Origin of the sequence: Streptomyces sp. NPDC006265 (genome assembly GCF_040613555.1) — a bacterium.
Classification (GTDB): Bacteria; Actinomycetota; Actinomycetes; order Streptomycetales; family Streptomycetaceae; genus Streptomyces.
Window position 1 is genome coordinate 1 of record NZ_JBEXSH010000150.1, and the last position, 13,600, is coordinate 13,600.

Here is a 13,600-nt window from a genome sequence, read left to right on the forward strand (position 1 = left end):
GTTGTGGTCACGCCGGGTGCAGCGCGTCGGGCGGCCACGAGGCAGGTCCTGGCAGAACCGGCTTTCCGGCTCATCGGCATAGGCTGCTGAGCCTCGGAGCCCGACCCTGTACCGCAGGCGCTGCGGAAACCCGCAGCGAGCGGCGAGTCCGCCCCTGTGCCGGCGACTGTCGAGACGCTCGACGGCAGGCCCACGGGATGAATGTCTCGGCTGAACGTTTGGGGCGGAGCCCGTGAGCCACCCGTGTGATCGGCAAGTGTTTCGGTTGCGCGAGGTAAAGCAAGGAGGAGAGCCGATGTCGAACCCGCAACAGCCCGAACTGCGGCGCAGTGACAAGGGGGCGGGCACTCCGCAGGACAGCCAGGCCCGCAAGGCGGAACAGCCCGCCCACGAAAGCGGCGGCCATGCCCATGGCACGGACCGCGGCGACAAGGGCGGAGGAGAGGGCGGCGGTACGCCTCCCGAGCAGCAGCCGGACCACCCGGCCTGAGCCCGCCGTAGGAACGAGCGAGGAGAAGTCGTGACCGTACCCGAGGAGAACCGCCCGAAGACGACGTCCACCGATGACGTCATCGAGACGCCTGGGGCCGAGACCACCAGCGAGCAGGGCGACGGCGCCACCGGCCGCACCATGCGGGAGGCGATGGAGGAAGCCGGGCTCGGCCCGGACGACGTGCGCGACGAATCTTGAGGCCCTCGCCAAGCCGGACTTCGCCACGCGCGGGGTCCGGCATTGCCGTCCGCGCCGTCCCCGCCCGGCCACAGTCCGAGGGGATGGGCCTTGGGGGCCTGGTCTCACAGTCCATCTGGGCGCTAGGGGGCCGATCCACCGCTCCTGGGCCGCCAGACCTCCCCACCACGCTGGGACGACGACTTGCCCTGCGGCCCCCCCTTGGATGCTCCCCGCCCCCTGGCGTTGTTCTTGATGTGCTGGCGCCGCGGGCTGATCGCTCTCTTTCGGTGCCCGACGTGCAGCTTTCTGCTGAACCGTCGGTTCCACGCGTCTTGGGCGGATGTCCCCCAACGCGGGGAAACGACTGCGTGTCAGGCTGACGATGCGATGAACCGCCGCAGGGCAGGCAGCGGGTATCCCGCAGCGAGCAGCAGGCACGGACATCGCGGTCGAGGTCGGGCAGGTAGCCCATGAGGACATCGGCCGGTCCGCTGATCTCGACGTCACGGCACGCCGTGGGCAGCAGGAGTGTCTCCGCGCGGCCGAGCTCTTCGATCCATGTGCCGGTCCGGACCCGTACGGGGGCGCCGACGTCCGACGTCCGAAAGGATCTGCGCGGTGCTGAAGGTGTGTCGCAAAGGTTCCGTGGTTCCGGCACGCCAGCGTTCCAGCGCGATGTACGGGCCGGCACTGGGAAGACCCGCTCCACCGCGTCTTCGACGGCGATGCTCAGCCCGTGGCTGAAGTCCGGTCGGGTTTCCAGGTCCACCTGCCGCATCAGCATGTCGAGGTTGGACCGGTGTTCCTCGTGGCCCACCGGAGAGCCGTCCTCCATCTTCCAGCGCATCGCGTGCTGCTGGATGTCGGACGTCTGCTCGATCTCGTAGACGAGGATGTCGGGCCCGAAGCTGTGCAGGGTGCCGTCCGGCACGTAGATGGTCTCGCCAGAGCTGACCGACTGATCGGCTGCCGTTGTCAGTTGGCGGCCCACCCGAGTACTGCGGGGCCGCCGACTGACGTGAGAAACGGTGAGCACGCCAACGACGAACCGCCGGACACGGCATGTGCGGTGTCCGGCGGTCTTCAGGGCCGGCGGCAGGGGGCTTCAGTCAGTGACCGTCGCAGCACCCGTCGCCGTCGTGACCGGAGCCGTGAGCGAGCGGCAGCGTCTTGAGCGGGCGGCTCTGGACCGGGACGGGTGTGGCCAGACTGCCCTGTTTGACGCGCACGGGCTGGTCGCCCGCGCAGCCGGGGCAGCAGCCGTCGGCGGCGTCCGCAGCGGCCGGTGCCTTCTGGCCGCCCTGGGCTGCTTGTTCGGGGCGCGGGGTGATCGCCGGTAGCGGGCGTTCGGCGGGGGCGGTTGCGGTGGTGGGCTCGGTCGCGCAGTCGTCGCAGCAGCCGTCGTCGGTCTGGCCGGTATCGCCGCCAGGGGTGACCGCCGCTGTGGTCTGCTGCGGTGCGGATCGGGCGAGCGCGGGCCGGCGCGCGGTCGGGGCGATGGCGGTGGTGGCCGGCAGCTGGGTGGTCTTGGCGGCGCGGATCGCGTTGGCGATGACCAGGACCTCGGCGAGTTCGTGGATGAACACCACGGTGGCCAGGCCCAGGACGCCGAGGGCGGCCAGTGGGATCAGGACGGTGATGATGGCCAGGGACATACCGATGTTCTGCAGCATGATGGTGCGTGATCGGCGGGCGTGGCGCAGCAGCTGGGGCAGGTGGCGCAAATCCTCGCCCATCAGTGCGGCGTCCGCGGTCTCGATGGCCACATCGATGCCCATGGCGCCCATCGCTATGCCGACGTCCGCGGTGGCCAGGGCGGGGGCGTCGTTGATGCCGTCGCCGACCATGGCCACACCGCCCCGGCCGCCGCGGGAGCGCAGCTCGGTGACGAGGTCGGCCTTGTCCTCGGGGCGCAGGTTGGCGCGGACGTCCTCGATCCCGGCCGCGGTGGCGAGGGCCTGGGCGGTGCGGGCGTTGTCGCCGGTGAGCATGGCCACCTTCACGCCCAGGCGGTCGAGTTCGCGTACGGTTTCGACGGCTTCGGGGCGCAGTTCGTCGCGTACGGCGATGGCGCCGAGCAGGACGTCATCACGCTCGACGAGGACGACGGTCGCGCCCTCGTCCTGCAGACACTCCACATCCGCCGTGAGGGCGGCGGGTTCGATGAAGCCGGGGCGGCCGAGCCGTACCGGCGTGCCGTCGACGTCGCCGTGCAGCCCGTGGCCGACGACCGCGGTGACGTCCGCGGCCTCGGGTATCTGGTCGGCGGCGGCGATGATCGCGGCGGCGAGGGGGTGTTCGCTGCGTGCCTCCAGGGCGGCGGCCAGCCGCAGCACCTGCGCCTCGGTCGGGCCGTTGGCGGTGAGGATTCCGATGACACGCGGCTCGTTGCGGGTCAGGGTGCCGGTCTTGTCCAGCGCCACGGTGCCTACGGTGCCGAGCTGTTCGAGGGCGAGGCCGCCCTTGACCAGGGCGCCGGTGCGGCTGGCCGCGCCGACAGCGGCGACAACGGTGAGCGGCACGGCGATGGCCAGTGCGCAGGGCGAGGCCGCCACCAGCACGACCAGGGCCCGCTCCAGCCACAGCAGCGGTTCGCCGAGGATCGCGCCGAGGCCGGCGATCAGGACGGACAGGATCACGATGCCGGGCACCAGGGGCCTGGCGAGCCGGTCGGCCAGGCGCTGGCCGGAGCCCTTGCGTTCCTGGGCCTCTTCGACGATGTGCACGATGCGGGCCAGGGAGCTGCCCTTGGCCAGTGCGGTGACCTTGACCTCGATCGCGCCGCCGCCGTTGATCGCACCGGCGTACACCGGCTCGCCGACGCCCGCCTCGACGGGCATGGACTCGCCGGTGATGGCGGACAGGTCCAGGCTGGTGCGCCCGGAGCGGATGACGCCGTCGGTGGCGGCCCGCTGTCCGGGGCGCAGCAGCATCACATCGCCCAGCGCCAGGTCGTCGGGGGCGAGTTGGACCTCGTGTCCGCCGCGGAGGACGGAGGCGGTGTCGGGGACCAGGTTGAGCAGCGCGCGCAGGCCATGCCGGGTGCGGACGACCGCGTAGTGCTCGAGCCCTTCGGCGATGGCGAAGAGCACGCCGAGCATGGCGGCCTCGAAGAACTGACCGAGCGCCACCGCACCGACCGCGGCGATGGTCATCAACGTGCTGACACCGACGTGCCGGTGCGTGAACAGGTTACGGACGGCCGCCGGGACGAAGGTGGAGGCGCCGACCGCGACCGCGGCCAGCTCCAGCACCATCTCCGGGGTCTCGGCCCCGGCGCGGCCGGTCAGCCACGCGGCCAGCAGCAGCACGCCCGCCACCACGCCGAACTGCAGCTCACGTACGTGCCACAGCCGCTGTGGGCCCTGATCGTGTTCCTCGGCATTGGCGGTGGCGTTCGCTTCAGCCGGCGCGCAGCACTCCGCACCCATCGAGGTCCCCTTCCCCGTTCGTCCTAGATCTCCATGGCGGCATCGACGTCGTCGCCGAGGAGCACGCCCAGCAGCGCCCGGCCCCGCTCGGTGAGCGCGTACATCACCAGCCGCCCGTCCCGGCGGGAGGCGGCCAGGCCCGCGTTGCGCAGCTGCCGGACGTGGTGGGAGACGAGGTTCTGCGCCTGCCCGACGATCCACGCCAGGTCGCACACGCACAGCTCGTCACCGGCCGCCAGTGCCGCCGCCACCTTCAGCCGCGTCGGGTCGGCCATCCCCTTGGCCGCCGACGCGGCGGGGTACAGCACGGCGAGTGACGGCAGCCGCCCGCGGATCTCCTCGGCGTGGGGAAGATCCAGGCAGAGCAGGTCGCAGGCGTCTTCACGTTTCTCGGTCACATCAATACCCTAACGCTCATTGATATGTCTGCCCAGTGGGCAGTTCCCGTACCGTCCTAAGCAGGCCATCCTCACGGTGGACGGAGCCGCGTCCACACATCATCCGTGCATGCTGCTGCCCGGTCCGCATCGGCGGCGCTCCGACCGACCGCCCCGACCGCACTCACAGAGCGGCCCCGGAGACCCTGAGGCAGAACCGGCGTTCGACGCTGTCCGTGTCACGAAGACGGCCGAGCCCGAGGATCCGTATCCCGACGCCGCCCACGGACCTCGCCCGCAGTTGAGCTCCGTGGTCCCGTACCGGTATGGGGGCTGCCTGGTTACTTCGGCGTCGTGCTCTGCATGCCCTTGGCCAACACCGGCAGGTCGTGCGCGAAGGACTTCATCGGCGTGTTGCTGGTGTACAGCACGTGGGCCTTGTCGTCGGTGGGCAGGAAGGCCGGTACCTGTGCGCCGTGGGAGGAGTGGACGCTGCCGTCGTGGTGCGTTTCAGGTTCCTCGACCTCGATGCCGAGCGACAGGGCGGCCTTCTTCGCCTGCTGCACTCACCGGGGAGTGTCTAATCAACGGCGGATCTGCTGATCAAGGAGAGACGCCAAGTGGGAGAGACGACGATCGAGCACGAGTCCTTCGAGGAGTCGGCCGGTAGCGCGATGCCGTCGGCCGCTTCGGACGAGCAGCTCGTCGCGATGCTGGTCGACCGGGCTCGCAGCGAGGGCCTGCAGCTGACTGGCGAGGGCGGGCTGTTGCAGCAGCTGACCAAGCGGGTGCTGGAGTCCGCCCTGGAAGGCGAGATCACCGATCACGTCGGCTACGAGAAGCACGATCCGGCCGGGAAGAACAACGGCAACAGCCGTAACGGCACACGGTCCAAGACCGTGCTGACCGATGTCGGGCCGGTCGAGGTGAAGGTGCCCCGCGACACCGCCGGCAGCTTCGAGCCGCAGATAGTCAAGAAGCGGCAGCGGCGCCTGACCGGGGTGGACGAGATGTTGACCTTTCTGGTGTCGTCGATGTACTGGCGGGGTCGGCGGGATGGCCTTGTTCGTCCTGTCGGGGAGCGTGGGGTGTTGGGGCGTGGCCCTGTCAGGCGTCGATGATGACGGGGATGATCAGTGGCCTGCGGCGGTGGGTGCGGAAGGCCCAGTTGGCCACGGCGCGGGCGATGAGCTGTTCGAGCTGGTGCGCGTCGCCGACGCCTTCCTCGGCGGCGGTGGCCAGCGTCTTCTCGATGACGGGGATGACCGGCTCGAACGTGGTCTCGTCGTGGACGAAGCCGCGGGCCAGGAAGTCGGGGGCCTCGGCGAGGGCACCGGTGTCGGCGTCGACGATGGCCACGACCGTGATGACGCCCTCCTGGGCGAGGGTGACCCGGTCCTTGAGGGACGCCTCGGTGGCGCCGCCGACTTCCATGCCGTCCACGTAGACGTTGCCCGCGGGGACCTTGCCGGTGATGGAGGCGCGGCCGTCGACGAGGTCGACGACGACGCCGTCCTCGGCGATGACGACCCGGTCAGGGTCGACGCCGGTACGGATGGCGAGGTCGCCGTTGGCGCGTAGGTGGCGCCATTCGCCGTGGACGGGCATGACGTTGCGGGGTTTGACGATGTTGTAGCAGTAGACGAGTTCGCCGGCGCTGGCGTGCCCGGAGACGTGCACTTTCGCGTTGCCCTTGTGGACCACGTGGGCGCCCCACCGGGTGAGTCCGTTGATCACCCGGTAGATGGCGTTCTCGTTGCCGGGGATGAGGGAGCTGGCGAGCAGGACGGTGTCGCCCTTGCCGATGCGGATCTGGTGGTCGCGGTTGGCCATCCGTGACAGCGCGGCCATCGGTTCGCCCTGGGAGCCGGTGCACACCAGAGTGATCTTGTGGTCGGGGAGCTTCTCCAGCTCCTTGGTGCTGACGACCAGGCCGGACGGCACCTTGAGGTAGCCCAGGTCATGGGCGATGCCCATGTTGCGGACCATCGAGCGGCCCACGAAGGCCACCTTGCGGCCGTGCGCGTGGGCGGCGTCCAGGACCTGCTGGATGCGGTGCACGTGGCTGGCGAAACTGGAGACGATGACCCGCCGCGGTGCGGTGCGCATCACCTGCTCGATCGCCGGGTTCAGCTCGCGCTCGGAGGTGGTGAAACCGGGCACCTCGGCGTTCGTGGAGTCGGTGAGGAACAGGTCCACGCCCTCCTCGCCGAGGCGGGCGAAGGCGCGCAGATCGGTGATCCGGTCGTCCAGAGGGAACTGGTCCATCTTGAAGTCACCGGTGTGCAGTACCAGGCCGGCACCGGTCCGCAGGGCCACCGCGAGACTGTCGGGGATGGAGTGGTTGACGGCCACGAACTCGCAGTCGAAGGGGCCGAAGCCGCGCCGGTCGCCCTCGCGCACGCGCACCGTGCGGGGCCTGATCCCGTGCTCCTTGAGCTTGGCCTCGATGAAGGCGAGGGTGAGCTTGGTGCCGACGAGGGGGATGTCCCTGCGCTCCCGCAGCAGATAGGGCACGCCGCCGATGTGGTCCTCGTGGCCGTGGGTGAGCACGATGGCCACGATGTCGTCCAGGCGGTCTCGGATGGAGGTGAAGTCGGGCAGGATCACGTCCACGCCAGGCTGGGTCTCCTCGGGGAACAGCACGCCGCAGTCGACGATGAGCAGCTTGCCGGCATGCTCGAAGACGGTCATGTTCCGGCCGATTTCGCCCAGGCCGCCCAGGGCGGTGACCCTCAGCCCTCCCTCGGGCAGTGGCGGGGCGGCTTTGAGTTCTGGGTGCGGATGGCTCATACCCTCACGCTACCGAAGGGTCCGCCGGGGCAATCCGCTGCCTTGCACGGTCGAGGCGGCGCGCTGTGCGACGCCGGGCGCCTCGGTCAGGGCAGGGGAAAGGGCAGGGAGCGGTGGAGGTGGTAGCGCCCGCCGCCGGTGGGCCGTACCTCGGGCGTACCGGAGAAGATTTCGTGCCCCTGTCGTGGTCACCGGCCTCGGCGGCCTCCTGGTGCGCCTCGATGCTGGTCCACTCCGTGTACAGCAGGATGCGGCTGCCGTCGGTGCTGTGCAGGAAGCGGGGTGCCCGCCCTCCTTCGGCTGGGCGGCGATCACGGCGTCGGTGAAGGAACGCTGCCGCTCGGGCCCGTCCACGTCGAAGGCGGCCGTGATCAGGCAGCCCGGGACACGGGTCTCGTGTTCCTCGGCCGGGCTGCGGTACAGCCGGTAGCGGGGCGGACCGGCCAAGGGTGCGGCACAGCCACCGCCGCGCAGGTACGCGTCGTACGCCCCGGCGCTCTCCCACTGCGCGAGCGACAGCACGCTCTCACCGTCCGTGCTCGCGAACCAGCTCACGGCAGACAGGCCGCGTGGCGGGGAAGCGCCCTCCAGCGCATGCACCTTGTCATCCATGACCAGCAGCTGCCGGTCGGGTCCTCCGGCGTACCGTGTGCCGATCACGGCGGTGCCGGCGCGGACGATGTCCGGGAAGCGGTCGGTGGTCAACGCGGTCTCCCTGTGAAGGGCGAGGGGCGGTCTGGTTCCGACGATGATGCGGGGGTGGGGGCCTGGCTGGGCAACTGCTTTACCGGGCCCCAGGTCAGGCGCCGGGCGCGCGGGAATTCATGCCTCCATGCCCAGCGGCTCCTCCAGCTCGATCGACGACTCGGTAGGGCTGGGCCCGGGAGGAGCCGAGGGTGGTGGCGGGTGTGAGCGGCATCAGGCCGGTTGCCCTGGCCGGGGACGAGTGGGCGGACGGCAGCGCCACCCCGAGGGGGAGTGAAGCGACGCTGCCGAGACGACGACGGCAGCCTGTCCGCGACTGCCCTCGGCTCCACCCACTTGCAAACCTACCCTAACGAGAAGGTAGGTTTGCGGTCCGGGCGGGATGCCGGCGCGAGAGGTGGGGCGGTGAAGTCGTGGGCGAGCAGCTGTTGCAGATCGGCGAGGTGGCCGAACGCACGGGGCTGTCGCTGCGGACGATCCGCCATTACGAGGACGCCGGCGTGGTCGCTCCCAGCGAGCGCAGTATGGGCGGCTTCCGCCTCTACACCGAGGCCGACGTGCGCCGGCTCACGCTGCTGCGGCGGATGCGGCCGCTGGGCTTCTGCCTCGACGACATCCGCGCCCTGCTGAACGTGCTGGAACAACTCCCCGACGACGGTCGGCCGTTGCCGGAGAACCACGAGCAAGCACACGAGGAACTGGTGGAACGGTTGCGTACGTACTGGGTGAAGGCCGACGCGCGGTGCGAGGACCTGCGGCGGCAGCTGGGGCAGGCGGAGGACTTCGCCCGCTCCCTGCACGGCCACCTGGCCCGGCTCGTGGACGCCAAGGCTGCGGCTGACGCGGATGCGGAGGCGGTGCGATGAGCTCCGACAGGGAATGGGCGGCCTCCGAGGCGGCACGCCGGCGCACGTTTGCCGTGATCAGCCACCCCGACGCGGGCAAGTCCACCCTGACCGAGGCCCTCGCCCTGCACGCCCACGCCATCACCGAGGCCGGCGCGGTGCACGGCAAGGCCGGGCGGCGAGGGGTCGCCTCGGACTGGATGGAGATGGAGAAGGCCCGTGGCATCTCGGTCACGTCCGCGGTGCTGCAGTTCGCCCATCGGGGATGCGTGCTGAACCTGCTGGACACTCCCGGCCACGCGGATTTCTCCGAGGACACCTACCGGGTGCTGGCCGCGGTGGACTGCGCGGTGATGCTCATCGACGCCGCCAAGGGACTGGAGGAGCAGACCCGCAAGCTCTTCGACGTCTGCCGGCACCGCGGCATCCCGGTCATCACGTTCGTCAACAAGTGGGACCGGCCCGGCCGTGAGGCGCTGGAGCTGATGGACGAGATCGAGCGCGAGTTCCGCCTCAAGCCCACCCCCATCGCCTGGCCGGTCGGCGACGCCGGATACCTGCGCGGACTGGTCGACATCCGCAGGCCGGGGCAGATGCTGCGCTACGTCCGCACCCCCGGCGGTGTCCGCGAAGCCGCAGAGGAATCCGTCTCGGCTGATCGGGCCGCTTCGGAGGACGGCGCGGACTGGGGGAAGGCGGTTGAGGAGCTTGATCTCCTCCGGGTCGACGGTGCGGTACACGACCAGGAGGCGTTCCTGGCCTGCCGGACCACGCCGGTCTTCTTCGGCGCGGCGATCTCCAACATAGGAGTGCGGCTGCTGCTGGACGCGATCGTCGACCTCGCCCCGCCGCCCGGCCCGCGCGAGGTGGAAGGCGGAGGTCTTCGGCCGGTGGGCGCCCCGTTCTCGGGGCTGGTGTTCAAGGTGCAGGCCAACATGGACCCCGCCCACCGGGACCGGATCGCCTTCATGCGCGTGTGCTCGGGGATCTTCGAGCGCGGCATGACCGTCACCCGCGCCGCCTCCCGCAAGCCGTTCGCCACCAAGTACGCGCACAGCGTCTTCGGCCAGGACCGCTCCATGGTCGACATCGCCTACCCGGGCGACGTGGTCGGCTTGGTCAACGCCGCCGCCCTGCGCGTCGGCGACACCCTCTACGTTGGCCAGTCAACGGTGTTCCCGCCGATGCCCACCTTCGCGCCCGAGCATTTCGCCGTGGCCCGCCCGGTCGACCTCTCCCGGTCCAAGCAGTTCCGGCGCGGTATCGCGCAGCTGGACGAGGAGGGTGTCGTCCAGGTCCTGGTCTCCGACCTGCGCGGGGACCAGGCGCCGGTACTGGCCGCAGTCGGCCCGATGCAGTTCGACGTCGTCAGCGCCCGCATGGCCGGGGAGTTCTCCTCCCCGGTGAAGCTGGAGACGCTGCCCTACCGTCTGGCCCGCGCCACCGACACGGCCGGCGCGGAAGCTCTCAACCGTTCCCGGATCGTCCAAGGCGAAGCCCTCACCCGCATCCGCGACAAGGCGCAGCTCGCCCTGTTCCCCGACCGCTGGCAGGCGGGCTCCTTCGAGCGGGAGTTCCCCGCTGCACGACTGGACCACCTCATCGCCGCCCACGAGTAGGACGGCCTCCAGCGAGCTGGGAGCAGGCTGATATCTCCCCCTGGGTGAGAGTGTTGTGCCGGATTCCGTCGGCCGTCGCTCGGTTGATCGGCACTCCTGTGGACCTTCGGCTCGGAGTGCGATTGGGGGGCCAGGTATCACGTAAAGCAATCGCCACGCTTTGCCAAAGACTAGATAAATAGGCTGCTAGAGTGGGTGGCGGATGATCGCTCTCGCGGCCGTTGTGTGCGGACGGGGTGGGTGTCGCCGGTGCCTGGGGGGTGTCGCTCCGTGCCGCGACCGGTGGCCTGTGCCGTCGGTTCGGCGCCTGAGCGCCCTCGGGATCTCTTCTGTCACGAGAGGGCAGCGTCTTGTCGAACGACATACCGAATGCCGTCACGCAAGTTCGTTCCCCGGCCCCGGAGGCGACAGCGCAGGACAGCGGCCCGTCATCTGTCGGCGGTACGCGTGACGCGTTCTTCGACAACGCGAAGTACCTGCTGATCGTCCTGGCGGCTCTCCGTGGCCCTGCGGGTTCCCGGGGCGGAGGAGGTGCCCGTCCCTGGAGATCGCGCTCTTCCCACCTTGCGTTTCCGCCGCCGTGGCCTGCCCGCATACGCCAGACCGCTTGCCGGGCAAGACCGCCTCACCCTGCGTCTGGAGACCGTCGACCCGGTTGCCGACGTCCGACGGCGCCTTCGCCACGTGCTCAGGCAGAGAAAAGCCTGACCAGGAAGCCTACTCTCACGTGAGGGTAGACTCTGGCGCGTGAAGGCTCCGCGATGAGGAGGGCGACGATCATGGCGGGTGTGGCGGCGTGCCCGTCGTGCGGGGAGGCCGAGGACCTGCGCGGCGAACAGGTGAATGACGACATCAGGATCACCTGCCTGAGCTGCACGGCGCAATGGATGCGCGGCGGCGTGCGCTGCGCGGACTGCGGCGGCCAGGACATCGTCCACCGCCCGCAGGCCATGACCCGGCACTCGCGCGGCACCCAGCTGTCCATCATCGGCTGGCGCGAACTCCCGCTGTGCCGCCGTTGCGACGCCGAGGCGCTGGAAACGTCCATCTCCCAGAACACCCCCGTGCCCAGCGACTACGTCGCCGCCTGCCTCGGCGCCGCCCAGAACTCGGCGGCGGCTGCCGCGCCGCAGGCAGGCGCGCCCACACCCGCCCCGACCTCGAAGCGTGCTTCCGCCGCCGCGGCGAACCCGGCTGAGGCCGAGAAGAGTTCATCCGCTCCGCGCGCCCCGGCCCGCCCTCGGCAGACCCGGCCTAAGGCCGCACCGTCGCCCCCGCCGTCGCCGTCGCCGTCCATGGTGCCCACCGTCCGGCAGGCCATCGCCGCGTTCATGGGCGAGTCCTCCGGGCAGGCCGATGCCACCGCGATGCTGCTGCTGGGCACCCATCTCGGCTCCCACAACCGGCTGACCGTGCTGGAGGAGGACGGCGCCGCCGACCGGCTCACCCGGTGGAGCCTCGGGCACTGGGGTGACGGCGGCGACCGCGCGCAGCGGTGCCTGAGCACGATCTGCCGGGCCGTCGACTTCTGGGGCGCCCGCGGCTGGCTCACCTCAGACCCGGCCGCCGGCCTGCGCTGAGGGAGACCGGAAGCATGGAGGGCTTACCGGGGGCTGCCGCACCGAGGGGCCCTGTCTGCTTCACACCAATGTGACGCTCACGTTAGGTTAGAGATGGAGGGTCGGAACGCCGCCATTCGTCCCGCCCTCGGGCCACAGAGGCGGGGCCGCGGGGCCGTCGTTCCGAAGCGGCCGTCTTGCCGCAGCCCGCGAGGCCACCTCCTGCCCGACGCGCAGGTCTCGCGGCGCCGCACCCCCCGGCGCGGGTGCGGGTCGCATTCCCGGCGCCGCCGGATCGGTCCGTCCCGAGCGCCAAGGAGTCCGCATGCTGTCCTCGACCCCGTCCCCCGACACCGGATCCGGCACGGACAGGCTGGAGACAGAGCGCCTCCTGGCCGCCGCCGTACGCCTCGCCGACGCCCTCCCGGCCGCGCGCCCCACTTTGGCCATCGTGCGAAGCTGGAACCGCGGAGACCGGGAGCGGGCCGGTGCTTCTGCGGACACGTCTGGCCGGACACGGCATCCGGAGCACGGAGTTGAGCCCCCGTCCCCGAGGCCGGTGAGCGTGGCGGCCCAGACCGCGGCGTCAGGCGCCCGGTCGTCGACCTGCTGGTGCACGCCGGAGGACCCCATCCGGAGCAGGCCATGAGGGCCGCGGCCCTGTGGCAGCTGCCGCTGCTGATCGACCGCCCCGTGGGGCGGTCGGGCGGCGAGCTGAACACCTTCGGAGCCCATCGCAGCCCCATCATCGGCATCCATCTCTCCGACGGCGGCTTCGGCGTCGCCGTGCGCGAGACCACCCTGGTCTCACTACAGCCGCACCCGGGCAACGCCCGCCTCATCCTCGGCAACGAGAAAATCACCGCACCCGGCGACCTGCCCCTGCGCATCACCCTGACCGAGCAGGGGCTGCTGGAGGCGCGCGGTGACTCCTTCGGCAGGCGCCGCACCCGCCGCCTTCGCTTCGAACGCGCCTGGGGCGCCTACCGGTTGGACGTGGACGGCGCACCCGCCCGCGACGTGCGCGCCCCACTGCGCATCGAGGCCCTGCTCGGCCGCCTGCACATGCTGCACCCGTGAGGGCACGCCGACACGCCGGGGCGAGGTCGGGCGGGTGACTCACCGCAGGGCGGGCGCAGCCACGGCCTTCCGGCCCGCACGGGACGGCTCCGGATCCGCGAGGTGGCACGTCACCAGTCGCTCGCCGACACAGTCGGCCTGCCTCCGCCGGGCGCACGGCAGACGGTGAGATCGTTTTGGAACGCACCGATCAGGGCGGTGACTCGGCCCGGCTAGGGACGTATCCCGTCGAGGCGGTGATCGCGGTCTTCCACCGCGCTCCGCTGGACGGCGGTGGCTACGAATGGCTTCCCCAGCCGTCCACGGAGACCTGGTAGTGCTACTGAGTCCGCGCACGTGCGCCGGCCAGGACGGATTAGGGGCCGCGTGTTGGGGATCTTCCTGCTGGAGACGACCGACGGCTCCTAGTGCCGTGGCGGGCAGCGTTTGCCCGTTGAGGAGCGGCGTTTGGTGCGTGCTCTCGGCGTGGCGGCCGGAAGCCCTCGTACTGGACGTACTTGGGGTTTCGGCCGGTGCGG

The 13,600-nt window shown here is 70.7% G+C and carries 12 protein-coding genes and 1 pseudogene; 8 read left to right on the forward strand and 5 right to left on the reverse strand.

The genetic code is table 11. From position 1 onward, the window contains the following. The first annotated feature begins 295 nt into the window (after positions 1 to 295). Positions 296 to 490 carry a hypothetical protein gene (locus tag ABZ281_RS15040; protein WP_329325941.1) on the forward strand — a complete coding sequence of 65 codons (195 nt, stop codon included), beginning with the start codon at positions 296 to 298 and terminating at the stop codon, positions 488 to 490. A 30-nt stretch (positions 491 to 520) separates the two neighbouring features. Beyond that, positions 521 to 691 carry a hypothetical protein gene (locus tag ABZ281_RS15045; RefSeq protein ID WP_356655592.1) on the forward strand — a complete coding sequence of 57 codons (171 nt, stop codon included), beginning with the start codon at positions 521 to 523 and terminating at the stop codon, positions 689 to 691. A 1,091-nt stretch (positions 692 to 1,782) separates the two neighbouring features. Here ABZ281_RS15045 and ABZ281_RS15050 read toward each other — a convergent pair. From ABZ281_RS15050 to ABZ281_RS15060, 3 genes are all read right to left on the reverse strand, one after another. Continuing rightward, a complete protein-coding gene (locus ABZ281_RS15050) occupies positions 1,783 to 4,104 on the reverse strand; it encodes a cation-translocating P-type ATPase (RefSeq protein ID WP_356655594.1) in 2,322 nt (773 codons plus the stop codon). Positions 4,105 to 4,127: 23 nt separating this feature from the next. After that, the gene (locus tag ABZ281_RS15055) at positions 4,128 to 4,502 is read right to left on the reverse strand and encodes a metalloregulator ArsR/SmtB family transcription factor (RefSeq protein WP_356655595.1); all 375 of its coding nucleotides are present in this window, start codon (positions 4,500 to 4,502) and stop codon (positions 4,128 to 4,130) included. A 320-nt stretch (positions 4,503 to 4,822) separates the two neighbouring features. Beyond that, positions 4,823 to 5,047, reverse strand: a complete 225-nt coding sequence (locus tag ABZ281_RS15060; protein WP_356655597.1) for a hypothetical protein — start codon at positions 5,045 to 5,047, stop codon at positions 4,823 to 4,825. A gap of 108 nt (positions 5,048 to 5,155) precedes the next feature. On the opposite strand from ABZ281_RS15060, the pseudogene ABZ281_RS15065 reads away from it, so the two are divergent. Further along, a pseudogene (locus ABZ281_RS15065) lies at positions 5,156 to 5,530 on the forward strand (transposase); the annotation flags it as partial. 58 nt (positions 5,531 to 5,588) lie between these two features. Here the strand turns inward: ABZ281_RS15065 and ABZ281_RS15070 are convergent. Continuing rightward, the gene (locus tag ABZ281_RS15070; protein WP_356655599.1) at positions 5,589 to 7,274 is read right to left on the reverse strand and encodes a ribonuclease J; all 1,686 of its coding nucleotides are present in this window, start codon (positions 7,272 to 7,274) and stop codon (positions 5,589 to 5,591) included. A 9-nt stretch (positions 7,275 to 7,283) separates the two neighbouring features. After that, positions 7,284 to 7,979, reverse strand: coding sequence for a hypothetical protein (locus tag ABZ281_RS15075; RefSeq protein ID WP_356655601.1), 696 nt, complete (start codon positions 7,977 to 7,979; stop codon positions 7,284 to 7,286). A gap of 413 nt (positions 7,980 to 8,392) precedes the next feature. Between ABZ281_RS15075 and ABZ281_RS15080 the strand changes: the two genes are divergently transcribed. From ABZ281_RS15080 to ABZ281_RS15100, 5 genes are all read left to right on the forward strand, one after another. After that, positions 8,393 to 8,845 carry a MerR family transcriptional regulator gene (locus tag ABZ281_RS15080; protein WP_356655603.1) on the forward strand — a complete coding sequence of 151 codons (453 nt, stop codon included), beginning with the start codon at positions 8,393 to 8,395 and terminating at the stop codon, positions 8,843 to 8,845. Beyond that, positions 8,842 to 10,443, forward strand: coding sequence for a peptide chain release factor 3 (locus ABZ281_RS15085; RefSeq protein ID WP_356655605.1), 1,602 nt, complete (start codon positions 8,842 to 8,844; stop codon positions 10,441 to 10,443). Before ABZ281_RS15080 ends, ABZ281_RS15085 begins: the two co-directional genes overlap by 4 nt. A gap of 779 nt (positions 10,444 to 11,222) precedes the next feature. Further along, the gene (locus ABZ281_RS15090; protein WP_356655607.1) at positions 11,223 to 12,023 is read left to right on the forward strand and encodes a hypothetical protein; all 801 of its coding nucleotides are present in this window, start codon (positions 11,223 to 11,225) and stop codon (positions 12,021 to 12,023) included. A gap of 624 nt (positions 12,024 to 12,647) precedes the next feature. Further along, positions 12,648 to 13,082: a hypothetical protein gene (locus tag ABZ281_RS15095; RefSeq protein ID WP_356655609.1), complete on the forward strand. Its 435-nt coding sequence runs from the start codon at positions 12,648 to 12,650 to the stop codon at positions 13,080 to 13,082. 176 nt (positions 13,083 to 13,258) lie between these two features. Continuing rightward, the gene (locus tag ABZ281_RS15100) at positions 13,259 to 13,399 is read left to right on the forward strand and encodes a hypothetical protein (RefSeq protein WP_356655611.1); all 141 of its coding nucleotides are present in this window, start codon (positions 13,259 to 13,261) and stop codon (positions 13,397 to 13,399) included. The last annotated feature ends 201 nt before the right edge of the window (positions 13,400 to 13,600 follow it).